Source organism: Armatimonadota bacterium, from assembly GCA_018268395.1.
In the GTDB taxonomy this organism is placed as follows: Bacteria; Armatimonadota; Fimbriimonadia; order Fimbriimonadales; family Fimbriimonadaceae; genus JAEURO01.
In genome coordinates this window covers 331,499-356,415 of sequence record JAFDWQ010000005.1, presented here as the reverse complement: position 1 = coordinate 356,415, position 24,917 = coordinate 331,499, and the positions used below count along the sequence as shown (strand labels likewise).

21 protein-coding genes are annotated in these 24,917 nt (G+C 55.3%); 7 read left to right on the top strand and 14 right to left on the bottom strand.

Going from position 1 to position 24,917, the window contains the following annotated elements:
• Nucleotides 1-80: 80 nt before the first annotated feature.
• Nucleotides 81-2,102: a DEAD/DEAH box helicase family protein gene (locus JST30_11350; GenBank protein ID MBS1714919.1), complete on the bottom strand. Its 2,022-nt coding sequence runs from the start codon at nt 2,100-2,102 to the stop codon at nt 81-83.
• Nucleotides 2,103-2,221: 119 nt separating this feature from the next.
• Here JST30_11350 and JST30_11345 point away from each other — a divergent pair, with 119 nt between their 5' ends.
• Nucleotides 2,222-2,491, top strand: coding sequence for a hypothetical protein (locus tag JST30_11345; protein MBS1714918.1), 270 nt, complete (start codon nt 2,222-2,224; stop codon nt 2,489-2,491).
• A 524-nt stretch (nt 2,492-3,015) separates the two neighbouring features.
• Here JST30_11345 and JST30_11340 read toward each other — a convergent pair.
• The 4 genes from JST30_11340 to JST30_11325 form a co-directional block, all read right to left on the bottom strand.
• Entirely contained in the window at nt 3,016-3,885 is an 870-nt protein-coding gene (locus JST30_11340; protein ID MBS1714917.1) for a DUF1738 domain-containing protein, read from the bottom strand.
• A 1,537-nt stretch (nt 3,886-5,422) separates the two neighbouring features.
• Nucleotides 5,423-6,706, bottom strand: coding sequence for a pentapeptide repeat-containing protein (locus tag JST30_11335; protein MBS1714916.1), 1,284 nt, complete (start codon nt 6,704-6,706; stop codon nt 5,423-5,425).
• 275 nt (nt 6,707-6,981) lie between these two features.
• Nucleotides 6,982-7,356 carry a transposase family protein gene (locus JST30_11330; GenBank protein ID MBS1714915.1) on the bottom strand — a complete coding sequence of 125 codons (375 nt, stop codon included), beginning with the start codon at nt 7,354-7,356 and terminating at the stop codon, nt 6,982-6,984.
• A gap of 454 nt (nt 7,357-7,810) precedes the next feature.
• Nucleotides 7,811-9,466, bottom strand: coding sequence for a recombinase family protein (locus JST30_11325; protein MBS1714914.1), 1,656 nt, complete (start codon nt 9,464-9,466; stop codon nt 7,811-7,813).
• A 383-nt stretch (nt 9,467-9,849) separates the two neighbouring features.
• Here JST30_11325 and JST30_11320 point away from each other — a divergent pair, with 383 nt between their 5' ends.
• From JST30_11320 to JST30_11310, 3 genes are read left to right on the top strand one after another with little or no spacing between them, the layout of a single operon-like run.
• Nucleotides 9,850-10,275 carry a helix-turn-helix domain-containing protein gene (locus JST30_11320; GenBank protein ID MBS1714913.1) on the top strand — a complete coding sequence of 142 codons (426 nt, stop codon included), beginning with the start codon at nt 9,850-9,852 and terminating at the stop codon, nt 10,273-10,275.
• Nucleotides 10,272-10,775 (top strand): restriction endonuclease, encoded by a 504-nt coding sequence (locus tag JST30_11315; GenBank protein ID MBS1714912.1) that lies wholly within the window; start codon nt 10,272-10,274, stop codon nt 10,773-10,775. Before JST30_11320 ends, JST30_11315 begins: the two co-directional genes overlap by 4 nt.
• Nucleotides 10,772-11,155, top strand: a complete 384-nt coding sequence (locus tag JST30_11310) for a hypothetical protein (protein MBS1714911.1) — start codon at nt 10,772-10,774, stop codon at nt 11,153-11,155. The genes JST30_11315 and JST30_11310 overlap by 4 nt, the downstream gene beginning before the upstream one ends.
• Nucleotides 11,156-11,557: 402 nt before the next feature.
• Here the strand turns inward: JST30_11310 and JST30_11305 are convergent, their stop codons facing one another.
• Nucleotides 11,558-12,652 (bottom strand): hypothetical protein, encoded by a 1,095-nt coding sequence (locus JST30_11305; GenBank protein MBS1714910.1) that lies wholly within the window; start codon nt 12,650-12,652, stop codon nt 11,558-11,560.
• Between JST30_11305 and JST30_11300 the strand changes: the two genes are divergently transcribed.
• Nucleotides 12,633-14,033 (top strand): ATP-binding protein, encoded by a 1,401-nt coding sequence (locus tag JST30_11300; GenBank protein ID MBS1714909.1) that lies wholly within the window; start codon nt 12,633-12,635, stop codon nt 14,031-14,033. The genes JST30_11305 and JST30_11300 overlap by 20 nt on opposite strands.
• Nucleotides 14,030-14,707, top strand: coding sequence for a replication-relaxation family protein (locus tag JST30_11295; protein ID MBS1714908.1), 678 nt, complete (start codon nt 14,030-14,032; stop codon nt 14,705-14,707). Before JST30_11300 ends, JST30_11295 begins: the two co-directional genes overlap by 4 nt.
• Before the next feature lie 504 nt (nt 14,708-15,211).
• On the opposite strand, the gene JST30_11290 is transcribed toward JST30_11295, so the two are convergent.
• From JST30_11290 to JST30_11265, 6 genes are all read right to left on the bottom strand, one after another.
• The gene (locus JST30_11290; protein ID MBS1714907.1) at nt 15,212-16,345 is read right to left on the bottom strand and encodes a protein kinase; all 1,134 of its coding nucleotides are present in this window, start codon (nt 16,343-16,345) and stop codon (nt 15,212-15,214) included.
• Complete coding sequence (locus JST30_11285) at nt 16,342-17,415, bottom strand: protein phosphatase 2C domain-containing protein (GenBank protein ID MBS1714906.1); 1,074 nt, start codon at nt 17,413-17,415, stop codon at nt 16,342-16,344. The genes JST30_11290 and JST30_11285 overlap by 4 nt, the downstream gene beginning before the upstream one ends.
• 58 nt (nt 17,416-17,473) lie before the next feature.
• Nucleotides 17,474-18,151, bottom strand: coding sequence for a VWA domain-containing protein (locus JST30_11280; GenBank protein MBS1714905.1), 678 nt, complete (start codon nt 18,149-18,151; stop codon nt 17,474-17,476).
• Between the two features lie 131 nt (nt 18,152-18,282).
• Entirely contained in the window at nt 18,283-18,960 is a 678-nt protein-coding gene (locus tag JST30_11275; GenBank protein MBS1714904.1) for a VWA domain-containing protein, read from the bottom strand.
• Between the two features lie 809 nt (nt 18,961-19,769).
• A complete protein-coding gene (locus JST30_11270; protein ID MBS1714903.1) occupies nt 19,770-20,480 on the bottom strand; it encodes a hypothetical protein in 711 nt (236 codons plus the stop codon).
• Complete coding sequence (locus tag JST30_11265) at nt 20,461-22,056, bottom strand: MotA/TolQ/ExbB proton channel family protein (GenBank protein ID MBS1714902.1); 1,596 nt, start codon at nt 22,054-22,056, stop codon at nt 20,461-20,463. Before JST30_11265 ends, JST30_11270 begins: the two co-directional genes overlap by 20 nt.
• A gap of 240 nt (nt 22,057-22,296) precedes the next feature.
• On the opposite strand from JST30_11265, the gene JST30_11260 reads away from it, so the two are divergent.
• The gene (locus JST30_11260; protein MBS1714901.1) at nt 22,297-22,743 is read left to right on the top strand and encodes a hypothetical protein; all 447 of its coding nucleotides are present in this window, start codon (nt 22,297-22,299) and stop codon (nt 22,741-22,743) included.
• Nucleotides 22,744-22,754: 11 nt separating this feature from the next.
• Here JST30_11260 and JST30_11255 read toward each other — a convergent pair whose 3' ends face one another.
• Nucleotides 22,755-23,543, bottom strand: a complete 789-nt coding sequence (locus JST30_11255; GenBank protein MBS1714900.1) for a hypothetical protein — start codon at nt 23,541-23,543, stop codon at nt 22,755-22,757.
• 54 nt (nt 23,544-23,597) lie between these two features.
• Entirely contained in the window at nt 23,598-24,767 is a 1,170-nt protein-coding gene (locus JST30_11250; GenBank protein MBS1714899.1) for a site-specific integrase, read from the bottom strand.
• Between the last annotated feature and the right edge of the window lie 150 nt (nt 24,768-24,917).

The following is a 24,917-nucleotide window of genomic DNA, read 5'->3' as shown; positions in this document are numbered from 1 at the left end:
TCTTGCAATTGGTCGCGTTGACCGAGGTGACGAACTTCAAAGGGCCATTGCCCATGCTCAGCATCGAGGGCGGCCGTCCTTTAGGCATCTTTAGCTCCCTTGGCCGCCAAGATTCGCCTCACGGTATCTTGCGCGATTCCAGGAACCAGCTCAATTGCCCGTGCAAAGTCGTCGCGACTCCACTCGGCACGTGGCCGGTCGTTTACTTTCTGCTTGACGGCCTGGCTCATCATCACGATCACGGCGATCAAATTGTTCACGGCGGCGATGTCCGGAATGAGTTTGGCGGGAATGTCTCGACCAATAATCTTCAATCCGCTGTTCACGACGACCACCTTTGCCTTGGCCCGAATCTCAATGTCTAGCTGTTTGCGCAGCCTCTCCAGCTCTTTCTGAGGTTGAACGACGAGCGGGGACGCCGCGGGAACCACTTCGTAGCGCTCCTTCCTTTCCGTGCGGACTATCTCCGTAGCTTTGCCGGGATCAAAGCCAAGGGCTTCGAGCTGTTCTCGGAGTTGCTGGAGACGTTCCTCTTCGTCGTCAATGAACTCCTCTTCAAAGAGCGTATTGACGATTTCACCATGGACGACGAGCGGCGCTTTGATGTTTTGGCGTCCGCCACCTTCCCCCCGAGGAAGCGGCGGCTCGTCCGGCTCCAATCCCGCGCTAATCTTCGCCCAGAACTCCTCGTCGTCCTTTTCGAATTGCTTGAAGTCGTCTAGAAGTCGGTCGAGGTTCATCCCAGCGTGGGTCACTATGAATCCATAGTTGTCCGGATCGCGCGGCTTGTTCTGGACGTTCACGCGCATAATACGGCCCACGAACTGAAGGTAGGGGCTTAGAGAGCGGTAAGGTCGGAAGACGGCGGCAACACTAAGCTGAGGGTGGTCAAAGCCCTCGCCCAGCTTCTGCACGTTGATAATGGCGTCGAGTTCATTGCTGCGAAGGCGTTTGAGGACGGTGGCTTGATCCTCTTCGCTCATCTTGCTGTGGATGACAGCTACGTCGTAGTTTCGCTCCTCATAGAGCAGCCGGATCTTCTCCGCGTGCGGAATAGACATTGCAACGGCGATGATCTGGTGCTTGATGCTAGACCCGTTTCGAAGGAACTCGACTTTCTCCAGACTGTTGTCCACGATCGACTCGTTGCATTTGTCCGACATGGCAATGCCACGGCTGAACCATTCCTCCTCCTTTAGCTTCAGGACTTCGTCTAGCGTGAGCGTCGTTGCCTCACTCTCGCCCTTGAATGTGAGCTCGATCTCCTGCGGAGAAACGTAGACCACGGTGAGGCTCTTGATGTAACCCCTAGCCATCGCACTGCGGAACGGATACCGATAGATCCGATCACCACCGATTTCCTTAGCGTCGCTGCGGAACGGCGTCGCCGTAAGGTTGATAACCTTGGCTTTCGGAAAGTGGTCGTTCACCTTCTGCCAGCTCGACGCGGCGCTATGGTGTGCCTCGTCGACGATGATCATGTCGAAATAGTCGGATGTGAATTTTGTGAGCCACTTGTCCGTGTTTGTTGCGAGTTGCTGCACGTTGGTGACGACGAAGTGAGATTCATCCGTCACGCTCGTGTTTCCCGTGTCGAGCGTCGTCACGAAGGGCCCGGAAAGCATGTCCACTTTCGACAACACGTTCGAGCGCTTGAGAAAGCACTTCAGGTTTGTGATGTCGAGATTGTTCTTCATCTCGTCACGGATCGTGAGGTTCGGCGTAATGACCAGCACCCTTCCCTCGGCGATGCCGAACGGTGCGATACACGCCAAACCTGACTTGCCGCAACCCACGGGGAGCTGAATCAGAGCGTCCTTGCCACCCGACTTAAAGAAGTCATACAGCTTGGCATAGGCTTCGCGCTGCGGTTCGCGAAGCAGCTCGTTGTCGAGGATGTTTGCCGGGATCGTTTGGAAATACCCGTCGATCGATTTTGAAACCGAAAGCCACCGATCCAGGTCTTCAGCTTTGAACCTCCATTGCTTGTCGATCCGTTGGGCTGGAATCTTCCCAAGCTGTGCCAGCTCGTACAGCTTGGTTCGCCCAATGCTCAGGTAATTGGCAGCCTCTTCGGGCGTGAGCCATCCGGATGTAGTCATGTCGTTTGTTCTCGTATGATACCAAACGGCACGATACGACACTTGGTTCCCGAGTGTCAAGCGCTTGCATCAAACGGGTGGGTTTTGCGGAACGACCGCTTTGGGGGCGTACTTGGCAAATGGCGAACTGCTACCGCTGTGGGCGGAAGATCGAAGACGGACGGCACCTCCGTCGACGGGTCAAGACCGGAGAGTGGCTTCGACGTAGGTATCCGAAGACGAGCGTGAGCCACGTTCAGACCAGCTACGGCATGCGGGTCGTCTGCAAGTGGTGCGCCGGCCAGATCGATCGGCGGGAGTGGCGGACGGCGATCCTGGGTCACGTCACCGTGCTCCTGGCGCTGATCGGGCTGTTTCTTGCCAGCTGGCTCTTATCGTCGCGGCGATGAAGGAGAAACGCGCGCGACAACATTCGGAGTCTCGATTTAGCCTCGGCTTAATACTTGAGCTCCTTCGGGCGACATTGTCTTAGCACGGCGATAGGATCGGGCTGGCCACTCCGAAAAAGCGGCCAAGGAAAATCACAATGCGAGTAAACACTGGCAAAATCGTAATTTGGGACGACGCAAAAGAGGCCCTAGACAAGACCTCAATCAAAGATGCTCTTGCCAAGCATCGGCGTGCCAATCCAGGAACTGACACAGACTTGAGGGGAACCACCCGATCTTCGGAAAGCCCTACGGCTTCCACTCTGGACATGTTGCCAGGAACGGCCAACGCTTCGGTGTCATCACCGACTATGAGGCCGATCCACTGCAGACGCACGTATATCTGCGCAAGAAGTAAAGCGCCCCACGGTCAAGTTGAAATCCGCGCTTCCAAACGGTCGTGGACTTCTCTTGTTTCGGCGAGTCCGACACAAATAAAAAAGGCCCCAAGCATGTGCTGTGGGGCTGGGAGGCGCTGGACGCGCCTAGATGGGTTGGTCGTCAAAGGTGACTCCCAAGAGATAGTCGGCGGCTTTCTGTGCCCGTGCGGCAGCGAACACAATGGCTCGCTTGTCGCTTCGAAGGGCTGAGAGCCAAGACTGGACGTAGCTCGCCGAGTTTTCAATGAGTGAATTGTCGAGTCCGATGGCCGCGCAAAGGAACGCTGAGCAGAGCTCCGCTGTGAGTTCTTCGCGGCTGTAGCAGGCAGATCCGAACTGAATCTCGCCAGTGACTGAGGCTCGGTTCAGTCTCCGCTCGTGACCCGTGGCATGTCCTAGCTCATGGAAGACTGTGGCGTAGTAGGAGTCTGCCGATTCGAACGACGCGATCGGTGGCACTTGGACGAGATCCTCGGTCGGTCGATACCAGGCCGACGTCCCTTGTTCTTGGAACCGGGGAGGATCAGGGACGCTTCGGAACAGTTGCTCAGCCCGCTCGATCCGTTTATTTAACCTGCCGTGGCGCATCAGCGGAGGGATGTCTAGTTTCTCGCACTGCTCCACGTTGAAGACGTGGTACTGCTTGAGAAGTGGAACGTTCCATTTCACGACCTCACCGGCTTCCTGGTCGACGCCTTCGACGTGCCAGGGTTTCCAAAAGACGACCGGGCAAGACCGCTCGCCCCGTTTGACGTTGCCTCCCAACTCCTGTGCTTGCTGGAAGGTGACCCATCGGTGATCGGTGAAGGGACTGAGCGCAAGTAGGAACACGTTCACCCCTCGGTACTGCTTCTTGCTTCTTGCGTTTGTCGGCATTGCATCACCGCCGGCCCACGGTTTGCGCCATGGGACGACTCCTCGGAGGAGTGCGTTTGTGATCTGGGCCGTGACCTGTTCGTAGACTTTCTCGTTCACGAAGAGACCTCACACAGTCGCGCGAGGCCCCGTTTTTTTTGAATGTGCATGGGATAAACCTCAGTTGCCCAGAGCCCGATGGCCCTGGGCTGAGGCCACTGTCACTCCAATCGATGCCGGTCACAAGAAATGGGTCATCTGTGCAAGGAACGGACGCAGAGTTGCATCGATGGATCATTTCTTTCACCGATACAAGAGGTGACTTTCCATGGTGAGGACACGCCCGGCCCCTTGTGCCGCGGCGGGTCGAGAGGTCTCGATCATGCCCCTTACCAACCTAAACAAAGCGCCATCATCTGGCGCAACTTCTGACATTCCTGCACGTAGGTGCACTCGATACGAAGACGAGCCAAGCTTCTACGATGCCGGCGGCTTGTGGCTGTATGGCAACGTCCGGCTCTTGCACGGCAAGCTCTCCTGTGTGGAAGCAGCCTTCGGGCCCGGCCCTTGGAGCAGAGCAGTGCTCGACGACATCGAGAGAGAGGCTGAGCGCCGAATCCTTAACGCGGAAATCCTTGTTTGCGGTGTGCACAACGAAGCTCACCAACGAGCAGCGGTGGTTCCTTTGCGATGGGGGGCGCCGCGAGTAATTGTCTTTTCTGGTGGCATTCGTGCGCACTTGGGCGACGATCTAAGGAACGAGCCATTCCGCGCCGCTCGACTCTGGAGGTATCAATGGGATCCAAAGACTGATCTAGCGGTGTCTCGACGCGCTCCGGGGAAGCTTCCGACCTTCTCTCGGTGCAATCGGACGGTGGACAGGATGATTCGATCCCTTGCCGAAAGGCCCTTTGGATCCGCCTCACTAGACGATCCCCTTGGCCTATGTTTTCGATGTACTTGAGCCTTTCACCAGCCCCACATAGTGTGGGGCTGCTTTCAGAAGGTCGCGTCCAACTTGTCCATTGCTGTGCCTCATCACGCGCTGTCAGCCAGGCGTTTCAGGCTCCTTGAAGATAAAATACGGTAGACAACTGAATACTGGCTCGCAGTCTGGCGAAATCAAGCCGGGGATCCAACATCGACCATCAGCTGAGATGCGGCAAAGAGCAGCAGTATGTTGCAGATGAGGGCCACGAGTCACACGTAGGTGCGTCCGAGACCATCCCAGACGCATCATGCACGGAACGGGGCTCAAACACCGTGAAGAGCGTCACGATCGAGGTTGAGGTCGGGAACACACCACTCCCCTCGTAGGTCCGGTGCACGGCGTACGAGACACCGAGCGAACTCAGGGCACAACCGAGGAGCGTCAGCGCGTGCCAGAAGAGTGGTCGGGGGCGTACTGTCCGTGTGGATTCACCCAGCACTCTGTGAGCCATTCCGTCCACCAGAACCAGCCTGCGATATGGTCGCCGGCGCCCTGTCCGCTCAGGTCTGCATTTCCCTCGGCCGTGGCCTGAACTAACCAGACCCCGGTGGCGACACCGCGAGACTCGATCACTCGGCCTCGCACAGACCGAACTTTCCTGCAGGCAGTACTCCTATCAATGGGTCTTCACCAATGGGAACGTCAATATTCTTACGCCAATCAAGGTCACCCATCTGCAGGATAATGTTTTACTAACCATTGAATCGCATCCAAGTCCTTGGTGCCCCCTCGCAGAAAAAAGTCAGCGCTAGACCATTCAGTGTCCCTCAGTATCAGAATATGTCCCCGTGATTCAAATTTTGCTAGTCCCAATCGTGCCTTACGCAGTAACACATCTCTAAGACTCGCGGACGAAAGATCTGCGTATGTGAAAACCGCGCTACTGCAATCCGACTTTTCAACCACGGCACCCTCGAAATCGGCCCCACGGAAGTTTGTCGAGCGCAGTGAGCAACCGACCAGATGCGCATCAGCCAAGCGTGCCATCTCAAAACTACCGCCTAGCAAATCGCACATTAGGAATCTAGCGCCTGCAAGGTCGGCACTGAAGAACTGTGGACGTACAAAGGTGCAGCTTATGAAGCGTGCGCCCCTTAGATCGCGACCGCTGAATGACGTGGAAGGAATTTTGAATGGATCCAAAGGCCCCATTCGCTCCTCCGGGGGCATCGTACTGATGTTCCGAATGACATCGTCCTTACCAATATTCTGATCCATCAATAGGAGATTACGATGAATAGGGTGGGTTTGCAGAGGAACTCCAGGCCAAACGTTGGACTCCAACCATGCTGCACTAAACGGCAGGCTATCAAGTAGATCACCAGGTACTACGAAAAGGAATACACTAACGTACAAAGTTGCGCTGGCCTGGAGCACCTTCAAATATCGCGATATCCTGGTGCGGTTGACCATACGATAAAAGATGAGCACTATTGCGAAGTCAACAAGTACACAGATTCGGTGCAATGATGTAATAGTTGTATCGTGATATGGCAAGAATCGGAGCTGAATGAAAAGAAGTGCCACAACTGGCATTATTCGCACAGTCAGCAGTTCAACAACACGATACCAAATCAAGGTTTCGGGGAAGAAAGCATACGTTAAGGCAAATGGCCATAGTAACTTCCTGCGTAACGTACGTTCTGCAGGTTCTCCCATCGACTCAAAAACATCAATCTGATCTCGCAGGCAACCGACGTGAAGGAGAAGATTGAGGTGCAACCCCAAGAATATGGGTGGCATTACGGCGTAGAACCATTTCAGGGGCAAGGAGATGTTAACGATAGGCAAGTTCAAGTCTCGGCCGACAAGAAGCATGTAGTCTGTCGTCGATGCGATCGTTAGCACCATGTATGCAGTGAAGGCGAGAAATGCAGTAAAATAAACTGAAACGTGCTTCGAGCACTCGTTGACTGCATCTACGGCTTCTTTAGGGTCGAGAATGTTCACTTGGACAGATCGAAGAGTCGTGGTAGTGACTTGATTGGATGTCGTCTCTGGCTTAATGGGCATCCCTCCTTTGCTTCACGCTGTTGATGATGTTATCTGGTCTTAGGGCCTAGGGTCGACGGACAGACATCTGAGCCAACATCGAGAATGCGCCGTTTAGCTCCCGAGGAGATAGCCGTTGTGTAAGTGCTTCCTGCTGGCAGATTGTCTGCCCCCATTCATGAAATCGTCCTAAGAGGATCCCTGCCTGCAGGATAGCACGGCCTGCGCCGGGTTCATGTAGCCGAGCGAGGAGTGGGGCCGCTGATCGTTGTAGAACCGCCGGAACAAAGACAGCTTGGCACTGCCAGGTTGTGGAAGACCTCGACGTCCAGCAGTTCCGCACGAAGTCGCGAGTCGAAGCTCTCGGCGTGGCCGTTCTGCCAAGGCGAGCCGGGCTTGATGAACCGGCTCTGAGTGCCGGACTGCAACAGGAACACGGCGAGCGAACGGGCGAAGAATTCGCTGCCGTTGTCGCTCCTCAGGTTCTGCGGCGCCCCGCGCTGCTCGAAGCGCGAGGCCGGCACGGCCTGTACACGCAGCGACTTGAAGCTCTTCGCGGCCTTCAAGGCCAGGCACTCGCGGGTGTGCGCGTCGACGACGCCCAGCACCTTGAGCCTCGTGCCGTTGAGGACGGAGCCGAAGCAGAAGTCGAGGACGAGACCTCATTGGGGGATCCGGCCGACAGCGGCAAGGCTTGACCCGTCCTCTATTTCTGGCAGCCCTTGAGGGGGTCGAGGCGCCCTTCCTTCTGCAACCGGTGCACCCGCTTGACGTTGAGCGGTGAGTTGCTTTGAAACATCCAGCCATTCGTGCAACGAACTGAAGTCCTCGGCGGCGAGCAGGGACAGGATTCGATCCAAATGCAAGGGGTGCTGGCGGGCCTGCTGCTACGTGAACTTACGCCCCACCCGCTTAAGGAAGTTTGCCTGGTACTTGGCGATTTTTTCGGTGCTTTGCGCGCGAGGTTTGTACGAGGGAGGCATGTAGCCCGGGTTTTCCATGAGAAGGAGTTGGGAAAAACTTCCTTCCGTTTCCGAATGGTCATGCGGCCTACCGCAAGTCCTAAGGGATTCCAATGGATGTCTCGAAGCTTGGCAGTTCAATGCGATCGCTCGCCAACAGGTCTAGCAGGCTCTGTGGCACTTCGACTCCGCTATGTTTAGGTCCACCAAAGCAAACCTGCCGCTGTAAAGCGGCTTTTTTGTTGCTCTGCGAGCCCATTTCTGGCGGTTCGAACGAGCCCCGCTGATCCTCAATAAATGACACGATGTCTTTGAGTAGCGGCCTTACCTCCAGTTCCACCCGCTTCTCGACTCCAAAGAAGAGAAGGCGGCCGCATTCGTGAGCGACCTGCTTCTTGAGTGCGGCGTCGGAGTTCCCAAGCCAGTTCCCAGCTAGCCGGATGAGCCTGACTGAAGCATCGAGATTCTGAGTCATCATGCCTTCGTTCACGACCTTGCCGTTCATTGCCATTTGTATCTCAAGACGCTCCGCGGAGAGCTGTGACTCAAGCCCCCTGTACCGTTCTTCGTCAGTCAATAGACCTGACAGCCACATGTCGGTCAACTTGCGCAACCGCTCTTCGACCCGGGCTAGCGCCTGCTCCTGTTGCGACGTCTGCACCGCGAGGTTGGTACGTTGCTCGCGAACTGCCGATCGAATTGTTTCGACAGCCACCTCTAGAATGTCGGAATCGATCCTGAGGCTGGAGAGCTGCCCGCCAATTTGTTGCTCCAGCTCTGTAGAACTGAGTCCCCGTTTAGTGCACTTGCCATAGGTGTTGGAGCAGTGGTAACCCTCCCAAACTCCCGTTCGCAACTTCTTGATCTCTGCGGTCACGGTCTGTCCGCAATAGGCGCATTTGAGGAGCCCGGCAAAGGCGTGTTCGTGGACGCGCCGTGCAGTCTTGTTGGGGCCAAGGATCTGCTGCGCCAGCTGGAACTCGGCGACGGAAACCATTGGCTCGTGCCTCCCACGCACAAGCTCTCCGTTCTGCTTGACAAAGCCCGCGTAGAATGGATTGCGGAACATCTCGGTGACGGCCAAGTACGAAACGGGCCTCTCAGGTCGGTTGAGCGTCGCCCGAATCGAATAGCCCCACTCTGAAAGGTGACGGGTGATTTGACGCAAAGTCGCCGTGCCCGTGAGCAACTCCTCCCAAGCCTTTCTAATGAGGCGAAACCGCTCGGGGTCGACTTCGATGCGACCGCGCTCAAAATTGATCGGATCCCGGACGTTCCGATAGCCTTGGGGAGCCTTATAGTTGCACCCGCCAGCACGAAAGTTCCCGTCCATCGACCGCTTGACGGTGTTCTTCAGATCGATGCTGAACTGAGTCGCGCTGGCAGCTTCAATAACGACCGCAAGAATGTTCTCTCCCGATTTGTACGTCGCGTGTGGTGTTCGTATCTCCTTGATCCGGCCGTCGACGAGGAACTGGACGAGCCTGCCGCCCTCTTCCATATTCCTCACCAATCGGTTGACATGCCAGCACAGGACGCCGTCTATTCGACCACGTTCGATCAGGCGGACGAGCTCCGTGTATTTGAGCCGTCGCCCTGGCGTCCTTGCTGAACGACTCTCTTCACACTCCCAAGTCACCGTCAAACCTTCGCGCAAGGCGATCTGACGACACTCATTGAGCTGCTCGCCCGTTGATTTCTCGGTCAGCTTTTTGTCGTCGTTGGACTTCCTGGTGTAGATCGCGTACTTGGGCATCGAAGGTGAGCAAGATGAATGTAATAGACGACCCCAATGATCCGGTTCAGAACTTCATAGGCCTCCTCGTCGGACAGGCTTCGGCCAAGTTTGCGGTGGCAGATCGAACGGACTCTTTCTACACCATCTTGGGTCGGCATGGGCCTGGCAAACGCAAGTTGCCCCGATGAGAAGTGATCATCGTCCTGCTGAGAATGTAGCGGGACCCCGCGCTGGTCCCAAGTCCCAGTTGCAACGCCGCCCCGGGTTTTTGCTTCTGGGAGCATCATGCGAGAATTAAACGCTCCTAAATCCGACATGAAAAGTTGCAGCACGAGCGTGCAACGATTGCATCGATGGTTGAGTTCTTGTTCGGTCTATGTTCGGTGTGATCCAATGTTTCTATGAAACACCCACCACCATTCCAGGCTTTCGGGCCGGTCATCAATCGGTTCACCGATGTGATGGCGCATTCAGACCGGTTTGCGTTCAGGGGCACGTCAAAGCTCGCCCTCGATGCTGGAGTCAGTATCTCCTCGGTGTCTAGGGTCATCCACGGCGAGGTCAATCCCTCGTTCAGGATGGTCGCTCGATTAACGGAGGCGATCGAACGGGAGCTAGGCTTCCGGATCGATCCAAGGGATTTATGCGCAGAGTCGGGCCGCTTTTTGACCCGCTTTACCTGCGGTCTAGTTGGGTGCCGGGGCTGTCTCCCCGAAAACGCCTGTGATGAGTTTGGAGCACTCAAATCTAACTATGCGGACGTCGTGCCAGGAACCTGGGTGACGTCACGCTATCCCCGAGGCTACGGGGAGAAAGGAGTCCTATGAATGAGAACCAGATCAAATGTGCGCTACAGAACTGTTCGCTTCACTCGCTGCTCATGGTCACGTCCAAGGTGCTCTCTCGTGCCGGGTTCGGGGACGTTCAGATCCTAGACCGCAGGGAAAGCCGTCAAAAATCGCGTTATGGCGGGCACGAACTGCTCTGCCAGATGGATGTGGGGACGGTTCCTGCGAAGGTGGTTGTCAAGGTCGTGCGTGACTCGGTGCGCCAACGGATGCTCGATGAGCTCGCTGGGACTGTGATCCGTCGAAACGCCGACATGGGCCTCCTCGTTGCCACGAAGCACGTTTCGCCTCTGGCCCGCCGCAACAAGGATCGCTATAACCCGCTCAAGCTCCAGATCATCGATGGCGACGGCCTCGTCGAGTTACTCACCCGGTTCCAGATCGGTGTCCGTCCCCACGGAGAGGTGGACTATGCCTTCTTCGGAGGGCTCGAAGCCCAGTCTTTCAGAATCCTTTCATTTCTAGCAGAAAACCAATGACGGATGAAGAGCTCTTGTCCGGTCACGACCGGGCGACACAAATCGCATACCACTTGCTCAAGCTCGGTGTCAGTCACAAGGGAGTCCAAGAACTCCTGATCGGCTACCCGTATGACCAGATCGAGAAACAGCTCGAGTATTTGCCCTATCGCAAGGCCAAGCGCCCCGAGGCGTTCATCATGGACGCCGTCAGGAACAACTATTCACCACCTAAAGAGTTCTACTATGCCAAGGCTCAAACTGAATCTTCCGAGGTCTCAAGCGCACTGGACGAAGGTTCCCAACTATCTGATCCAAACCCTGCTCCCAACTCTGACCGACACGGAATTGCGCCTGCTCCTGATTCTACTTCGCCAAACAGCGGGATGGAACAAGCCTGACGCCACCGTCGTCCTGCCCTACCGCAAGTTGATGAAGTGGACGGGCCGGAGTAGCGAGACCGTCTGGAAGGCTGTGCAAGCACTGTCGGAGAAGCGACTTATCCACACGACGCCTCGCCGGCGCTACAGGAAGATAGGAAACGCCGTATCAGAATTCGAGCAGCAACAATAATAGACAGTAAATATAAAGAACAGCGAACGACGTTGAGTTGTCCACAGCACGGGCCTGGCTGGAGTTAAGTCTAGAATGAGACACAAAATCTCAATCGAGAAAGTCAGGTTTGGATCCGAACTCGAACCAGGTTCACCGACCCCGCACAGGCTTGTGCGGGGTCTTGTGCTACATCTGTTCCGAACAAACCGACCAGAAACCGACCGACAGACAGGGCGGGAGGGCGGGAACTATACACTTCCCACGAGGCGGAGGATGAGCTGGTCGGCAGTGCGGTAATGGTGCAAGTTCGTTCTTTCAAGACAGTACGCGGAAATCTTGACGAGCCGCTCGAGAGCTCGTTCTTTTTCGTTTCTTGCGATGAGGATTTTTGCCCGCGTGAGCTCTGTCTTCTCGATGACCTCGGTTCCGTGTTTTAGTCCCTGGGCACGGATTTCGTCGATGCTGTCTTCGGCCTTCACGACCCAGCCGATCGCGAGTTCGACTCTGGCCCTCACTTCCATCCCCATGTAGTAGAAAGCTGGGTCGTCTCCGTCCCTGATCGAGTCCTCGACGGCTCGAAGTGCCAGTTGCAAGTCGTGTTCACTGAGTGGCTTCCTCTCATGGAACGAAAGCATGTGAAGGGCAAAATCCCTGTCCATTTGAGCCTTGCGGTTGAGCCATCTTTCCCGGCCGCTTCGATCGCTCGGCGTAAACGCGTCTGCAAACTGCACGGCCTTCTGGTGAGTCTTGAGGAGGGTGTCGGCAGGCACGTTTTCCAGGTTCCTGAGCACGTTGCCCCGCATCCAAAGGCTGGTCAGGAGATCCAGTGGATCATCGCGCACCGTGGCCTGGCGCTCCATTTCGCTGATGACAACGGCGGCAGTTCCTGGACTAGCTAAGCGAAGCCTCAAGTGCACTACCCGCTCGGTAGCTTGCTGCCAGGCCTCTGGATCGTCAAGCCTCGTGCGAAGCTGCTCGGCGAAGCGCAGGGCGAGCCGAGGATCCTGTTCGGCCAACTCATTAATGCGCGATAACACCGCGTCGCCTCCGTCTAGCCAATCGCTGTCGAGCCGGGGAGCGGCGAAGTCGCGAACCCACGCTTCACGAATGCGTTCCCTGAGTTTGAAAGAAACAAACGTCTCCAAGACCCAGGAAAGGGTGTTGGCATCCGGGAACTCGGGGCCATTGATGACCTGAGAGATTCGTCCTTGGGTCTTGCCCGCGGCGCGGGCGAACTCCAGGTTGGTTCCGAACTCTTCTTTGATCGCATCGCGCAAGACGATGCCAAAGGGCTTGGCTTTAGCCTGCCCTAAAGAAACCGTTATGCCGGTTGTGCGCCCCATCTCCGTTCCCCAAAGTTCACATCAGTTTACGATGGAACACTTACTCGACCTCATCGAACGGCCTGTGGTCTGGCTTTCCCAGTTGGCATCTGGCAAACGTTGCACGAACAAGCCTGTGCTTGACACGGCTCTTGCCACTGACTGCGAAACTGGCGAACGGCTGGATTTTACGGCCTCGGACTTTGCTCGGCATTGCTACATTCTCGGTAGCACGGGCTGCGGCAAGACGAGCCTCATCCTGCGGCTCATCGACCAGGACATTCAGGCCGAGCACTCGCTGGTCGTCGTCGATCTTCGTGGCGACCTTGTGGCAGGCGTGCTCGGGCTGTGCGAGAAAAGGGACATCGATCCGGCCCGCGTCACACTTCTCGATCTCAGGGAAAAGGGGAGAATGTTCGGCTTCAACCCACTGTCCGGTGCGGGCGAGCCGTTCATCCGGGCTCTTCACGTTCTCGACGTACTGGCGAGCGAATCGCCTAGTTGGGGCGTCCAGCTCGAAGAGACGCTCCGTTCGGTACTGCTTCTGATGGCAAGCTCAGGAGTACCGCTTCCGAGGTTGCACGACGTCTTTTTCGACCCGACCTTCCGGGATCAATGCCTGAAAAGCGTCTCCGATGACGACCTGACTGACTTCTGGGCTCGGTTCAACGAATTCAGCAAGGAAAAGCAACACGCTTGGGCACTGCCTGTCCTCAACAAAGTCACCTCGCTTCTTGCGGTGCCAAACCTTCGCCGCATCCTCGGAGACTGTGAGCCAATCAATCTCGAAGAAGTCCTCGGCAAACCCGGCCAGATTGTTCTGATTTCTCTTGCAGTAGACGAGCTTCAGCGTTCGGCCCGAATGTTCGGGAGTCTCGTGGTCTCAGCGATCGCTCGCGAAATGCTGGCCCGTGTCGACGTGCCTGAGAGGAATAGAAATCCGGTTCGGCTCTACGTCGACGAATTCGAGAACATGGCTTCTGAGAGCTTTGAGGGCCTCATCGCTGAAGGGCGGAGGTTCAAGCTGTCCCTCGTGCTCTCGCACCAGACCCTAGCTCAACTCCCAAGCAAGCTTCGTTCGGTCGTTCGCAACAACGTCGGCCTCCAAATCCTGTTCCAGGTGGGTTTTGAAGATGCGCAAGTCGTCACGCGGGAGCTTGGAGGGGAAAGGACGCTGGACGACGTTCGGCAGCTCGGCGTGGGCCAGGCGTTCGTCCAGACCCGCGACGGTGAGTCGGCTCTCGTTCAATTTGACGCTCCTGGAAAGAGGGCTTCCGACCGCGCCATCAAGCGGTTTCGTGCAAAGGTGCTTGCACGCTCTCCCGACCAAACAACTAAGCCTGCGCCCCCCGAACCGAAAAAAGGGGATGGGCCCGACATTGATCTGGGGGACTGGCTGTGAGGATCACAGAACGTGACGTTCGCTTGCTTCGAGACGTCGCCCTAAGTCATGTCCTGAGCCGAGATCAGCTAGTGAAGCTCGGATACTTCAAATCGGTCTCTCGATGCAACCGGACGATGAGCAGGCTCTCCAAAAGCGGCCTCGTTCGACCACTCTTGACACCGTTCCACGGACAGAGACTCTATTCGGCAACAATCGAGGCAGCGGAAATTGTCGGTGCACGGATAGCGCAGTTGTTGACAAACCGTCCTGCTTCGCCCCGGTTTCTGCTCCACGCCCTCTCGGTGACAGAGGTTCGGATTTCTGTTCTCGCAAAAGGAGGTGAAGCCTGGCGTTTCGAGGCTCAGCTCTGGCACTCGTTTGCCTTCCATGGCAAGACATACGAAGTGCGACCGGACGGCATGGCGGTCATAGAAGGACACCCGACTTTGATAGAAGTCGATCTGGGTCATTCTTCGTCGACTAAGTTCTCGCGAAAGCTCCTCGCCTACCGAAACTACGAACTCTGCGGCGCCTTTGAACGGGCCTACAACGCGTCCAAACTGCGGGTCTTGACCTTCACGACGAGCGAGCGCAGAAAGCGGCATTTTGCGGCTCTTGCACAGGCAGACGAACGGTTCAGATGCCTCACGTTCTGTGAGTCGGGTGTAGCCGTCCCGGAGGTCTGGTCATGATCCTTTGCTCGAAGTGCAAGCGAGTCTGGCCGCAGGAAACGAAGTGGTGCGGCAATTGTAGAGCGACGCTGGGCGTGAGAGCCTGCAGCGAAGGTCATGAGAGCCCGCTCGACGCAAAGGTCTGTACGACTTGCGGTTCCACAAAGCTGAGCCCCGGCGTCACGAGCGTGAACCTTCGGGTGGCCACTTGGCTGTTGATCGGGCTAATCCTGATTCTCGTAGTCCCTCCAGCGTTTCAAATCACCTGGAGCACCCTAGGTCGTGTTTTGTCTTACTTTCTCGACCGAGCTCTAACACTAATAGTCGGGTTGGCGTTCCTCTCGTTCGTTTTCTGGCCTCTGCTGAGTGAGGCCTGGAAAAGAGAGCTCGCGGACTTCTGGCTCCGGCTGTTCAACCTAGCGATCCAACTTATCCTATTGGCCACACGAGCTACAGCAAGATTCCTTCGGAAGTGACGGGCACCGCGATTTCAACTTAAATGGCAGAGGGCTCGGCACAGTGGCCCTAAGAAGACCCTGGCTTCTTGCCAAACCTAATTCGTAGCGTGGGTTTTGTCTCCACGGCCGGCTCCGGCGTGACTGAACCTACGGTCGGTTTAGACTCTAGGTTCTTGGAAAGCTTCAAGTGTGGCCTCACGAGGGCCGCTGGACCTTCAGTGCTCGGCTCCACGCTCTCGGACTTTGCCTTTAGCGTCAGCTTGCCAGTAACCCCGCTTGGCCTCATTGCTGCGGCTGCGGGGTCGCCTAGTGTCCGCCCGCTCCGAACCTTCTTAAGATCGTCAAACACGGTCTGTATTCTCGGTCGAATCGACGGATCGCTGGAGAGCATGCCCTCGAAAAGCGGCCTCAATTGGCTCGGCACCGCGTCCGGTACTAGAACAGTGGATCCATCTGAGACGGCCTGAAAGGCATATGGATACCGCTTGTCCCAGGCGGGAAACGTCCCCGCTGCATACCGGGTGAAAACGAGCCCAAGTGCAAACACATCTGAGGCAGTCGTGACATTCGTCCCCGATACTCCCTTCACGCCCTGGATGTACGCGGCGAGCTCAGGCGAATAAAACGCCAAGTCACCTACTACCTCCTCGGGGTTCTTCGGCGGGCTACCGGCCACGAAGCTATTGTCAAAGTCGATCAACCTCCCCACAAACTTTCCGGACATGTCGCGCTGAATCAAGATGTTATCAGGCTTCAAATCGCCGTGAACAATTCCTTTGCTGTGAAGACGGCCAACGGAACTTGCGACTGAAATCATAATCGTCAACCGTTCTTCAAGTGGAAGTCGAGAAATGTCCTCAATGGTCAACGAATCCACATCTACCTTTTCCGTTACCTTGTAGTAGATACTTCCATCTCGAAAAAAGTCTGTTGCAACGATCAAGTTAGAACCTGCCCCAGAAGCATCTGAAAGAAGCGACATAAGGTTTCGGTGGTGTCTCTCAAACGCCTCACATCGCGCCCTCTTGCCCTCCCTAGTCTTCTTACTCCCGTGACTATCCTCGGTCGGATACTTTGGCGCCAAAAACCTCTTGATAAAGAAATCTCTGCCGTCCTTCCTCGCAAAGGCCCACTGACATTGACCACCACCAGCAGTGTCAAACTTGGATACTATCTCATAAGCTCCAACTGTCTCGCTCATCTCGGAACTCCAATCTCGACATCACGCAGATACTTGTTGTAGCCAAGCTTGTATTCATCCCAGGTCTTTAGACGAACTTCCTGAAAGTCCGCTTGCTCCTGGTCGGTCGAGTTCTCGTTTTGACGGGCCTGATCGACAGGGTCAATGAACTTAGACTTCACGAGGTCGAGCCTACTCGCAAAGGATGTTCTTACGGCGGAAAAGTCCTTCCATCCAAGCCCCACTATTGCCATTGATGCATCGTCACCTCGGTCTTTAGCAATAAGCCCGCGAATCTCATCGCGCCAAGATTCCATGTCCTTTGCATTTTGCAAGCTGACGAGCAACACATGTTCGAGGTGTGCAGGGCTGAGTAAATATTGGAAACATCCGTCTGTAGCGGCCACAAGTATTAAAGGCGACTCCAGTCTCAATATGTGTTTCCAGTTCAATTGAAAATCACCGTCGGCATTAAGACAGTTGGACATTACTGTATCTTCAACCAAAGAACGTAAGGCGTCTGTCGGATGCTTTTGGTCATCGTCGGTTAGTTGTTGCAGTCCGTTGTCTGGGGTGAATAAGTAGCAACGCGAGTCACCTGCCCAAAGACAACCAATATCAACTGCATTCCCGTCTTGCCCGTAAAACATTGCTGCGATCGTCGTAGGTAGAGTCCGGATCATCCGCGACTGCAACTTTCCCTGGGTCGCTTCATCCCTTTGGGGGACAAGTCTTTGAGCTTCGTCGGTCAGTCTCCTGGAAAATTGCCATTTCCAGAAACACTTTTGATATCCATCGATGTCGTCGAGAAAAGAGGCGCCGACATTCCCAGCGAGGGCTCGAAGTATCCAACGTGATACCTGCTCGAAAGTCTGAGCGGACTCTCTGGAGGCGACATACGCTCCACTTCGAATCTGTTCACCTACAGCGTATGTTGCTGCACCAGCCCCACCAAGTCCGTCAAACACGCCCATTGCACCTGCAGAACCAAAGGTGAAAACCACCGGGTCGGCGTCCTCACCATTATCCTCTCGGACGGGATCATTGAAGGTGAGCTGTAACGGATTTGGAATTAGCCTTGATTCGGACATATGGAACAGGCAGTATCCAAGACGTCGTACGATATGCCAAATGGCGGGGCCTCCATGACTAGATGCTGCCCACGATCATATCAACAATCTGGTTGTAATCGTGTTCTTCAAGTCCTTTCCCAGCTTGGGAAGCCAGGTGAGCGACATTGTCCCAATGGGACATTATTTCTGTCCACGGAGTCGCGTCTGGAGCGTAAATGATGAGTCGTTTGGCGCTGGAGAGCATCGGGCTGGCCTGTCCGTCATACAAGTCTGTTAGAGCAGAGAAGTTCTTCGGCATGTCAGGCGGATAGACTGCTGGTTTCGATCCGGCATCTTTCTCAAGGGGGTGCGCGGCGTCGTCAGTAAACATGACTATTACCTGCCTTTTTCGATCTCCAACGGTGTTCCAAGGAGACTGGATAGCAATAGCCAGAGCCTCTAGCCCGGATTCCGGCAGATCTCCTCCTCCAGAAGGGTTCAGGCCACTGACAAAGGCGGAAAATTCCGAGGATTGATCAGGCAGTGTGAAGAAGTCTGAGACAACCAGTGAGTCGCTGCCGTCGGCGTAGAAATCGCGGAAGGCAATAATCCGAGCTCGCATGGTATCGATGAACTTGCCTTTGGCCTCGCATTCGCGCCGCACGTCGTCATGAAACTTGAGAGCATGTTGTTTTACTAATTCCATCACATGTCCCATGCTTCCTGTGCAATCGATGCACATTACAAGATCAACGGTGTATTTTATGCCCTGCATACCAGTGCTCCCACGCCCGTCGGCCCCGCCGACCGGACACAGAGCTTACCTCACCTCTGGGTGTGCCTTGGCAATCCGGAGCCAAGTGGGGAATCAGCGAAAGGTCGCGCGCAGGGTGGCTGCGTGGAGCGCTAGACGCTGTTGGCGATGACGTCGACGATGCTTGAGTAGTCATGTCCGTCGATCCCTGTGCCCGCTTGAGATTTGTATTGCAGGCACAGCTCCCAATCCTTCGCGAGGTCGCTCCAAGGGTATGCATCCGGAGCGAACAAAATGAGCCGCTTCGCAGACCTTGACATGTTACCCTGTCCCTCCCACAGGTCGGTAAGGGCTTCAAGGTTGGCTGGCATGTCCCGCGGATAAGCCTGGGGCCTCTCTCTCGCCCCTTTTTCAAGCTTGTGGGCCGCGTCGTCTGTCCAGAGCACAACAATGTGACGTCGACGGTCGCCATCGTTCGACCACTTGGATCTAATCGCCAGGGTCAGAGCCTCGAGTCCCGACTCGCCCCCGTTTCCGCCGCCGCCTGTCGCCTTTAGTGCGCTGACAAACGAACTGAACTGGGTGCCTTCCTCTGGAAGGACGAAGAACGGTGATTCCTCAATCGCCCTGGCGCTGTCGACAAAAAAGTCTCGAAAGGCGATGACCTTGACTCGGAGGGCATCGACTTGCTTTCCCTTGGACTTCAGAGCACTTTCGACGTCTGACTGGAACCTCATCGCGTTCGTCTTGACGACGTCCAGCAAGTCCTTCATGCTCCCCGTGGAGTCAATGCACATCGCGATGTCAACGACGTATTTGAAGCCCTGCATCGGCTACGACGATACCCGTTCAGGCCCTGGGAGTGCCAATCCGAGCAAGCTCGACGAAAGGTCGGTTAATCTCCCAATAGATCGGCCTTGGGGCTTTAACACGAGGCTTGCCTGGAGGAGAGCCTCTAAGACCAGCCCGCCTCCCCGGCTGGGGTTCTTTGTCATCGACCTTTTTCCAAGATTTGCCCCCGAGGCGGTGCAGGCGACATTCCATTTCAGCAGGACTCTGTCAGACAATGCGTGGGCCAGCGACGGAAAAGTCTCACCGACCCAGTCCCAAGTCAACATCTTTCGGGATTCCCATATGTCGGTGCGATCATTGCTCCAAGATCCGGTGGTCGCACGAACAGCAGGTGGAGCCAGCTCTAACATCTGATGGGTGCATACTATCACAACGAGGCCGCTCCTATTGACGCTATGGTCGGCAAGGGCAACGCCAAAGATTGCTACGGCCTCTATGTCCCGTGCCGAATTGCGGGAACAGTCCAGAGCGAGGACGGGTATGTCGCAGAAGACGAGACGCCGGGTGTGTAAGGCAGTCCAATATTCGCCCGACTCCAAGGGGCACTCGTTATACACGAGCAGCTGCGCAAGTTCGGGGTTAGTCCTAACAGCCTCATTTCCCAGGAGTTTGGCACTCTCCGAGTTAAGAGCAAGTTGCACGGAACCCAGAGCCCTTATCGATCCATACGCTGCGACGCAAATGCACTCCTCAACTCCTTCGGATTCCGTCCTAATGGTGTCGCAGCCTGGGCATCGTGAGATAACCGTCGCGGTAGGGAAAAAACAATTGGTGCATCGAGCTAGTTTCATTGTTCGTTATCAGGATAAAACACGATAAAATCGACACGACGGTTTCCTTGCCAATCTGCGTACAGCCGCGAGCCAACTCCAAAGGGAACAACGAACTGAAGATCCATCCAAGGCGATGTGGCTCGATCTTGCTGGGAACTGGCACCTCGAATGAGACCCTCCTGCACAAGAACATCTTCCGCAGAATCTGCCCTAGCTCTGCTGAGCGCTTTTCTCTCGGCATCGTTAGAAAGCTCGGACGGCTCAGCCACGCCTTGAAGTTGAAGGTAACTGAAGCTCTTGCGATTCGTTGCAATGACCGCACCAATCTGCCGGTATGAAGACCGCGATTGTTCCGTCGGCAAGCTGGAGCCGCGTTCAAACTGTGGTGCGTAAATCGATATTCGCTGATAGCTCGCGTTCTCGAATATCTCGGCGACCGGAACGCCATTGGGACCGACAATCGGGAGTCTTCGCTCTTCTGAATTCCACGTGCCGCGCCGACCCTGGAGAGCAGTGCACAGAGCATCTGCGAACTGACCTCTGATTAAGACCTGCCGTTCTTCTCGTGTCATTTTGAATATTGATTGGCTATTATTCATCGCAAAGGTTATTGCGAACACAATCAAGAAGAAGGCGACAGCAAGCGTGATGTCGACTAATACAACGTATGCATTGGGTTCTGACCGAGCCCTTCTATATCTCGCGCTAGGCATCTTTTCGGCCACCAACCTGCCACCACGGGCGTTTCTCGCTTGATCGTTGGAGAATAGTTCTAATGTCAAATAGCACGCGATGGATGTTTGCTAGTTCTCCGTCCGCAGGAGAAAGATCGGCGGGGCTACGCGCCGTACAGACAGTCGGCAACGTCGCGACCGTCTGTATAGCCGTACGAAGGGACTGGATCTCAACCTCCAACCTCTTGCATGCAGAGGTCAGTTCCGACATTTCGGGCACCGGGGCTGCATGGTTGATCGAACTCCGGCTAGGTTCAAGGGAAGTAGTTGGACGATCGGCATTTCTCAGCGCTAGTTGAACGTCCTTTAGGGCCTGCGTAAGCTCCAAAGTGGCACTGTCCGAATTAGACTTTGGTAGCAAACCTGAGATGCCTTGAACGAGGTCCGTTACCGACGGGATTGTGCTTTTTGTCGTCACCAGTTCCTTGTGGATACTCTCCAATACTGTCTTTGTCGAGGCAATCGAGCCGGTGAGAACTTGAGCGCGCTCTACCTCTTGCTTTGAGAGCTTGGAAGATTCCTTAAAGAAGTGTGATGTATCCTCTAGCAATTTGGTTTGTCGCATCACCGTATCGGAGAGTTGGACAAGTAGCGACTCCGATCCTCTGGATACCTTGTCCAACGTGGTAACGAGTTGGTGGCTAGCTGACTGAACCGCGGACAGATGATTGGTCAGTGCCAAGGGAAGGTCCTCGATGCTCGAAAACCCACTGTCGAGGACGCTTGCCGCACTCAGGCTCTTGTTCGCCGCTTCGGATGACACGGAAGCCGCCAGAGCCGCTTGGTGAGTCAATTCAGTGAGCTCCTTAGCTGCGGCAGGCAGGGCCGATGCCATCGATTCTAGAACCGTGATAATTGCGGCAGAGGCGGATGCCCCGTTAGCGGGGGCGAACCTGGCGCGGATAAACGGCCGCATTTCGGTGTCGACAAAGTAGGTGAAGTTCAGAATGGTGAGTTCGCGCCGCTTCGCGAAGAAATACTCTGATGCACCGATGGCGATCGTCCCAATTACGCCCCCTGCGGTGGCAAAGAATGCTAGCCCAAAGTGCTGGAGCACGTCTTTCGACCGATTGACAAAGCTGATGAGCTCCTTGCTTTCTTTGAGATCGCCCATGAGACCCATGTCCGCCAGGGCCGCCTGCAACCCTAGGACGGTCCCTAGGAGACCTAGAAAGACAACGATGCCGTATGCCCTTCTGGCGAACAACGACCGCCTTTCAGTCTCAAGGTCGAGCGGATCCATCAACTCGCTTGTAGTAACGGACACGTCGCCCGAGCTGTACCGCTCCTTGAGTCTCCGGGCTATGGCGAGGATTGCTGGTTCAGCACGATCGCCAGTGGCCACCGCAAAAGAAAAGGCCGAAAGTGCCGCTGAAGTGGCCGAGCCGGACGTTAGTCCTGTCAGCTCTGGAAAGGGATCCTCCCCCTTGGAAAGCTGCATCGCACGGGCCTGCAGCTCTAGCGTCTGGCGCCGGAGCCACCGCCCTGCAGCGACGAGCCCGCCTATCGCGAAAACGGTCACCAAGATTGTGAGGGCAACGCAGGCGATGATTGGGTAGAGGAACATTCGTCAGAACTCCAAGGGTGCATTCTAGTCCATGCAAGCGGCAAAAAGCGTCAGGGTTGGACACGATCATTCATCCGAGTCTGACTTATGATGGTTGCTAGCTCGCCACTATGATTCTCGGTTGGTTGTACGCGTTCCATTGAATTGAAGAAGAGCGCGGCATATGTTCTCACCGCATTTGCCAGATACCCTTGTGAATAACCTCTATGAAATGGACTTATGAAGTGTTTAACTGGGAGCATGAATGAAGTACCAAAACTCACACAGTTAGAGACATCGCTAGAAATAGAGCCCGCTATAGAGGAAGAACTATCCAAACGCTCGACGGAATCACCGGCAACTCTTGATGGCGATATTGAAAGCACGGCAAGATCAGATGAGGCCGATGGAGTTGATGAACAGTCTCACGATTTGTCGGTCAACATAGATCAGACACAATTACCGCCTGGAGAGCAGACGCGGCTACTAACCCAAGATATGGAATCACAAATAGAATTCTTAAGAAACAAGGAAGTTGTTCAAAGAGATTCTGGAAAGACGTTCATCGTGACATCGTTCTTTGATGGGGCACGCGGCAAGAGTGTGCAGCTTCATGATTTAGCGTCAAACGCACGAGTGAACCTCAACCTAGAAGACTTCATAGAGAAAGTCACAACCCCTGGCAGTCCTTGGCGTTTCGTCGAGTAAATGGAGGCGCTTTAGCGGCGTGCTTCGCTCGCGTCCAATCGTTCGCTCACATCCGTGATCTTGTCCTTTAGTTCACTGATCTGAGACTCAAGTTTAGAAATAAATGTCTCCTTGTCTTCAATCCAACCTTGCACTGTGTCCGCGAATTCTTCTGTGCGTGCGTCACTTTTCCTGCTTTCAAGGTCTTGGATTTGTCCACATATTCGATCGATGAGAACGTTCTTCTTATCGACCTGCTGGCTCCAGGAGTCGATCAAGTCATGCATTTTAGAGCGCCACTCCTCCCTCCTGCCGTCTCTTGCCCGGTTCAATTGATCCTGGTAGTAGCGGGCCTTGTCGCAAAGTGCGTTGAGCTCATCCCAGAGCTTCTCGCGTTCGTCCCTTCTCAGCGGTTTGAGGGTCTTGAAGAGCTCCCGCACTTCTGCCTGGTCGGCCCAAAACGACTTTAAGTCAGGGCCACCAATCATGGTGCCCAACCAGTCCAGGTCGTGACTATTTCGAAGTCCTAGGATCGCAACCGAGATTTCATCTCGATGGTCATCGCACTGACGATTGAACTCAGTCCGGTATTCCTGTTGAGACTCCTTGGCAACGCTACAGAGGTTTGAAAGCCTTTCCCGAAGTGCGGCCCTGTCGGAGCGATGCAGTTCCAAGTCCGAGAACATTCCATTGACTTCCTTGACACCAGCCCAAAACCGTCCGAAGTCTGGATACTCGACCTTACTTAGGCCAAAGATATCGATCGCTGACGCAAGATGGTCGAGGAACCCGGGAAAGTCGTATTCAGACTCAAGCCTCAAGATTGTGCGCTCTATTTGACGCCGATTCTCTTCTTGGTCTCTTGACGGGGCCACTCACCTCACCTCCGGTTCGGAACCGCTGGATTCGGAAGGAGTCACCCCTAGATAGGAAGTCTGGAGAGCCTCCGCGGCGTCGCGCATCGATTTGTCCAAAACGTGGCCGTAAAGGTTGGACGTAAGAGCGATCTGAGAATGGCCCAAGTATCGACTGACCTGGTGCATGTTGAGCCCCGACATCAACATGAAGGTCGCTACGCTGTGGCGCAGCGAGTGCATGCCGGTTATTGGTAAATTGGCCGCTGTCAAAGCCTCGTGCAGTCGGGCGTTGACGAACTTCGGATCGAAGGGCCGACCCCAGGGGTTCAAGAACACGATCCCAAGTGGGTTTACGTACCCTTCGATGGCATGTCGAAGTTTCTCGTTCTGAATTGCCTCCAGCGAATGCCCGACCAGCGGCATCGTCCTGATGCTCTTTTCGGTCTTGAGAGGCTTGAGTTCTAACTTCTTCCCGATTCTCTGGAGCTGGTTCTCGATCAGTACCGTCTGCTTGTCTAGGTTGACATTCTCCCACGTGATCCCGGTTGCTTCACCGACCCGGACTCCGGTCGCCATGGTGAATCTGACAAGGTTCTCGACAGAAGAGCCTGCTAATGCCGCCAACAGTGCCTGAACCTGCTCGGCGTCAAAGTACACCTTGCGCTTCCGTTGGATTTTGGGTGCGAATGTTTTTGTGACGGGGTTGTCGCCGCACAGCCCGTTCTTCATCGCCACCGTGAGTGCCGCGCGAAGTGTCCGCCTAGTTGCACTTATCGTGATCTTCGACGCCCCGTCTTCTTCGATGACACGCATCATTTGCGTGACGTCGACTGGTCGAAGGCGACGAATGTCGATGCGGCCCAAGTTTGGTTTGAGACGCTTCTCAATGTGTAGCTTGTAGAAGTCGTAGGTCTTCGGCTCCCGGTTCGGCTTGATGTACTCCTCAAGCCACATGTCGAGCCACACGCCGAGCCTCGGGCTCTTGCCTTCAAGCAGGGGTAGGCCCTGCGAGAGCTTAGAATTGGCGTCGTTGAGGGCCTTAACGGCATCGTCCTGGTTCTTGGTTCGGATCTGTCTGTATCGCGGCGAACCGTCGTCCCTGTAGCCGTCCAACACCTGCGCGACGTAGCCGTTGCCACGCTTGAAAATGCTGCCCGTGCCGCGCTCACGTCTCTCGTTCTTGGCCATCCTTTTCAAATGCTCCGTGAAAGCATTGTATCCGAGAAAGCCACAGTTTAAGTGCAGTTTACGCGATGGATTTAGAGAGACGACAAGAGACCTCAGTAGATAGGACTCCTAACGAGTTGAACTTAAAAGAGACGTGCTGAGACGCCGAGA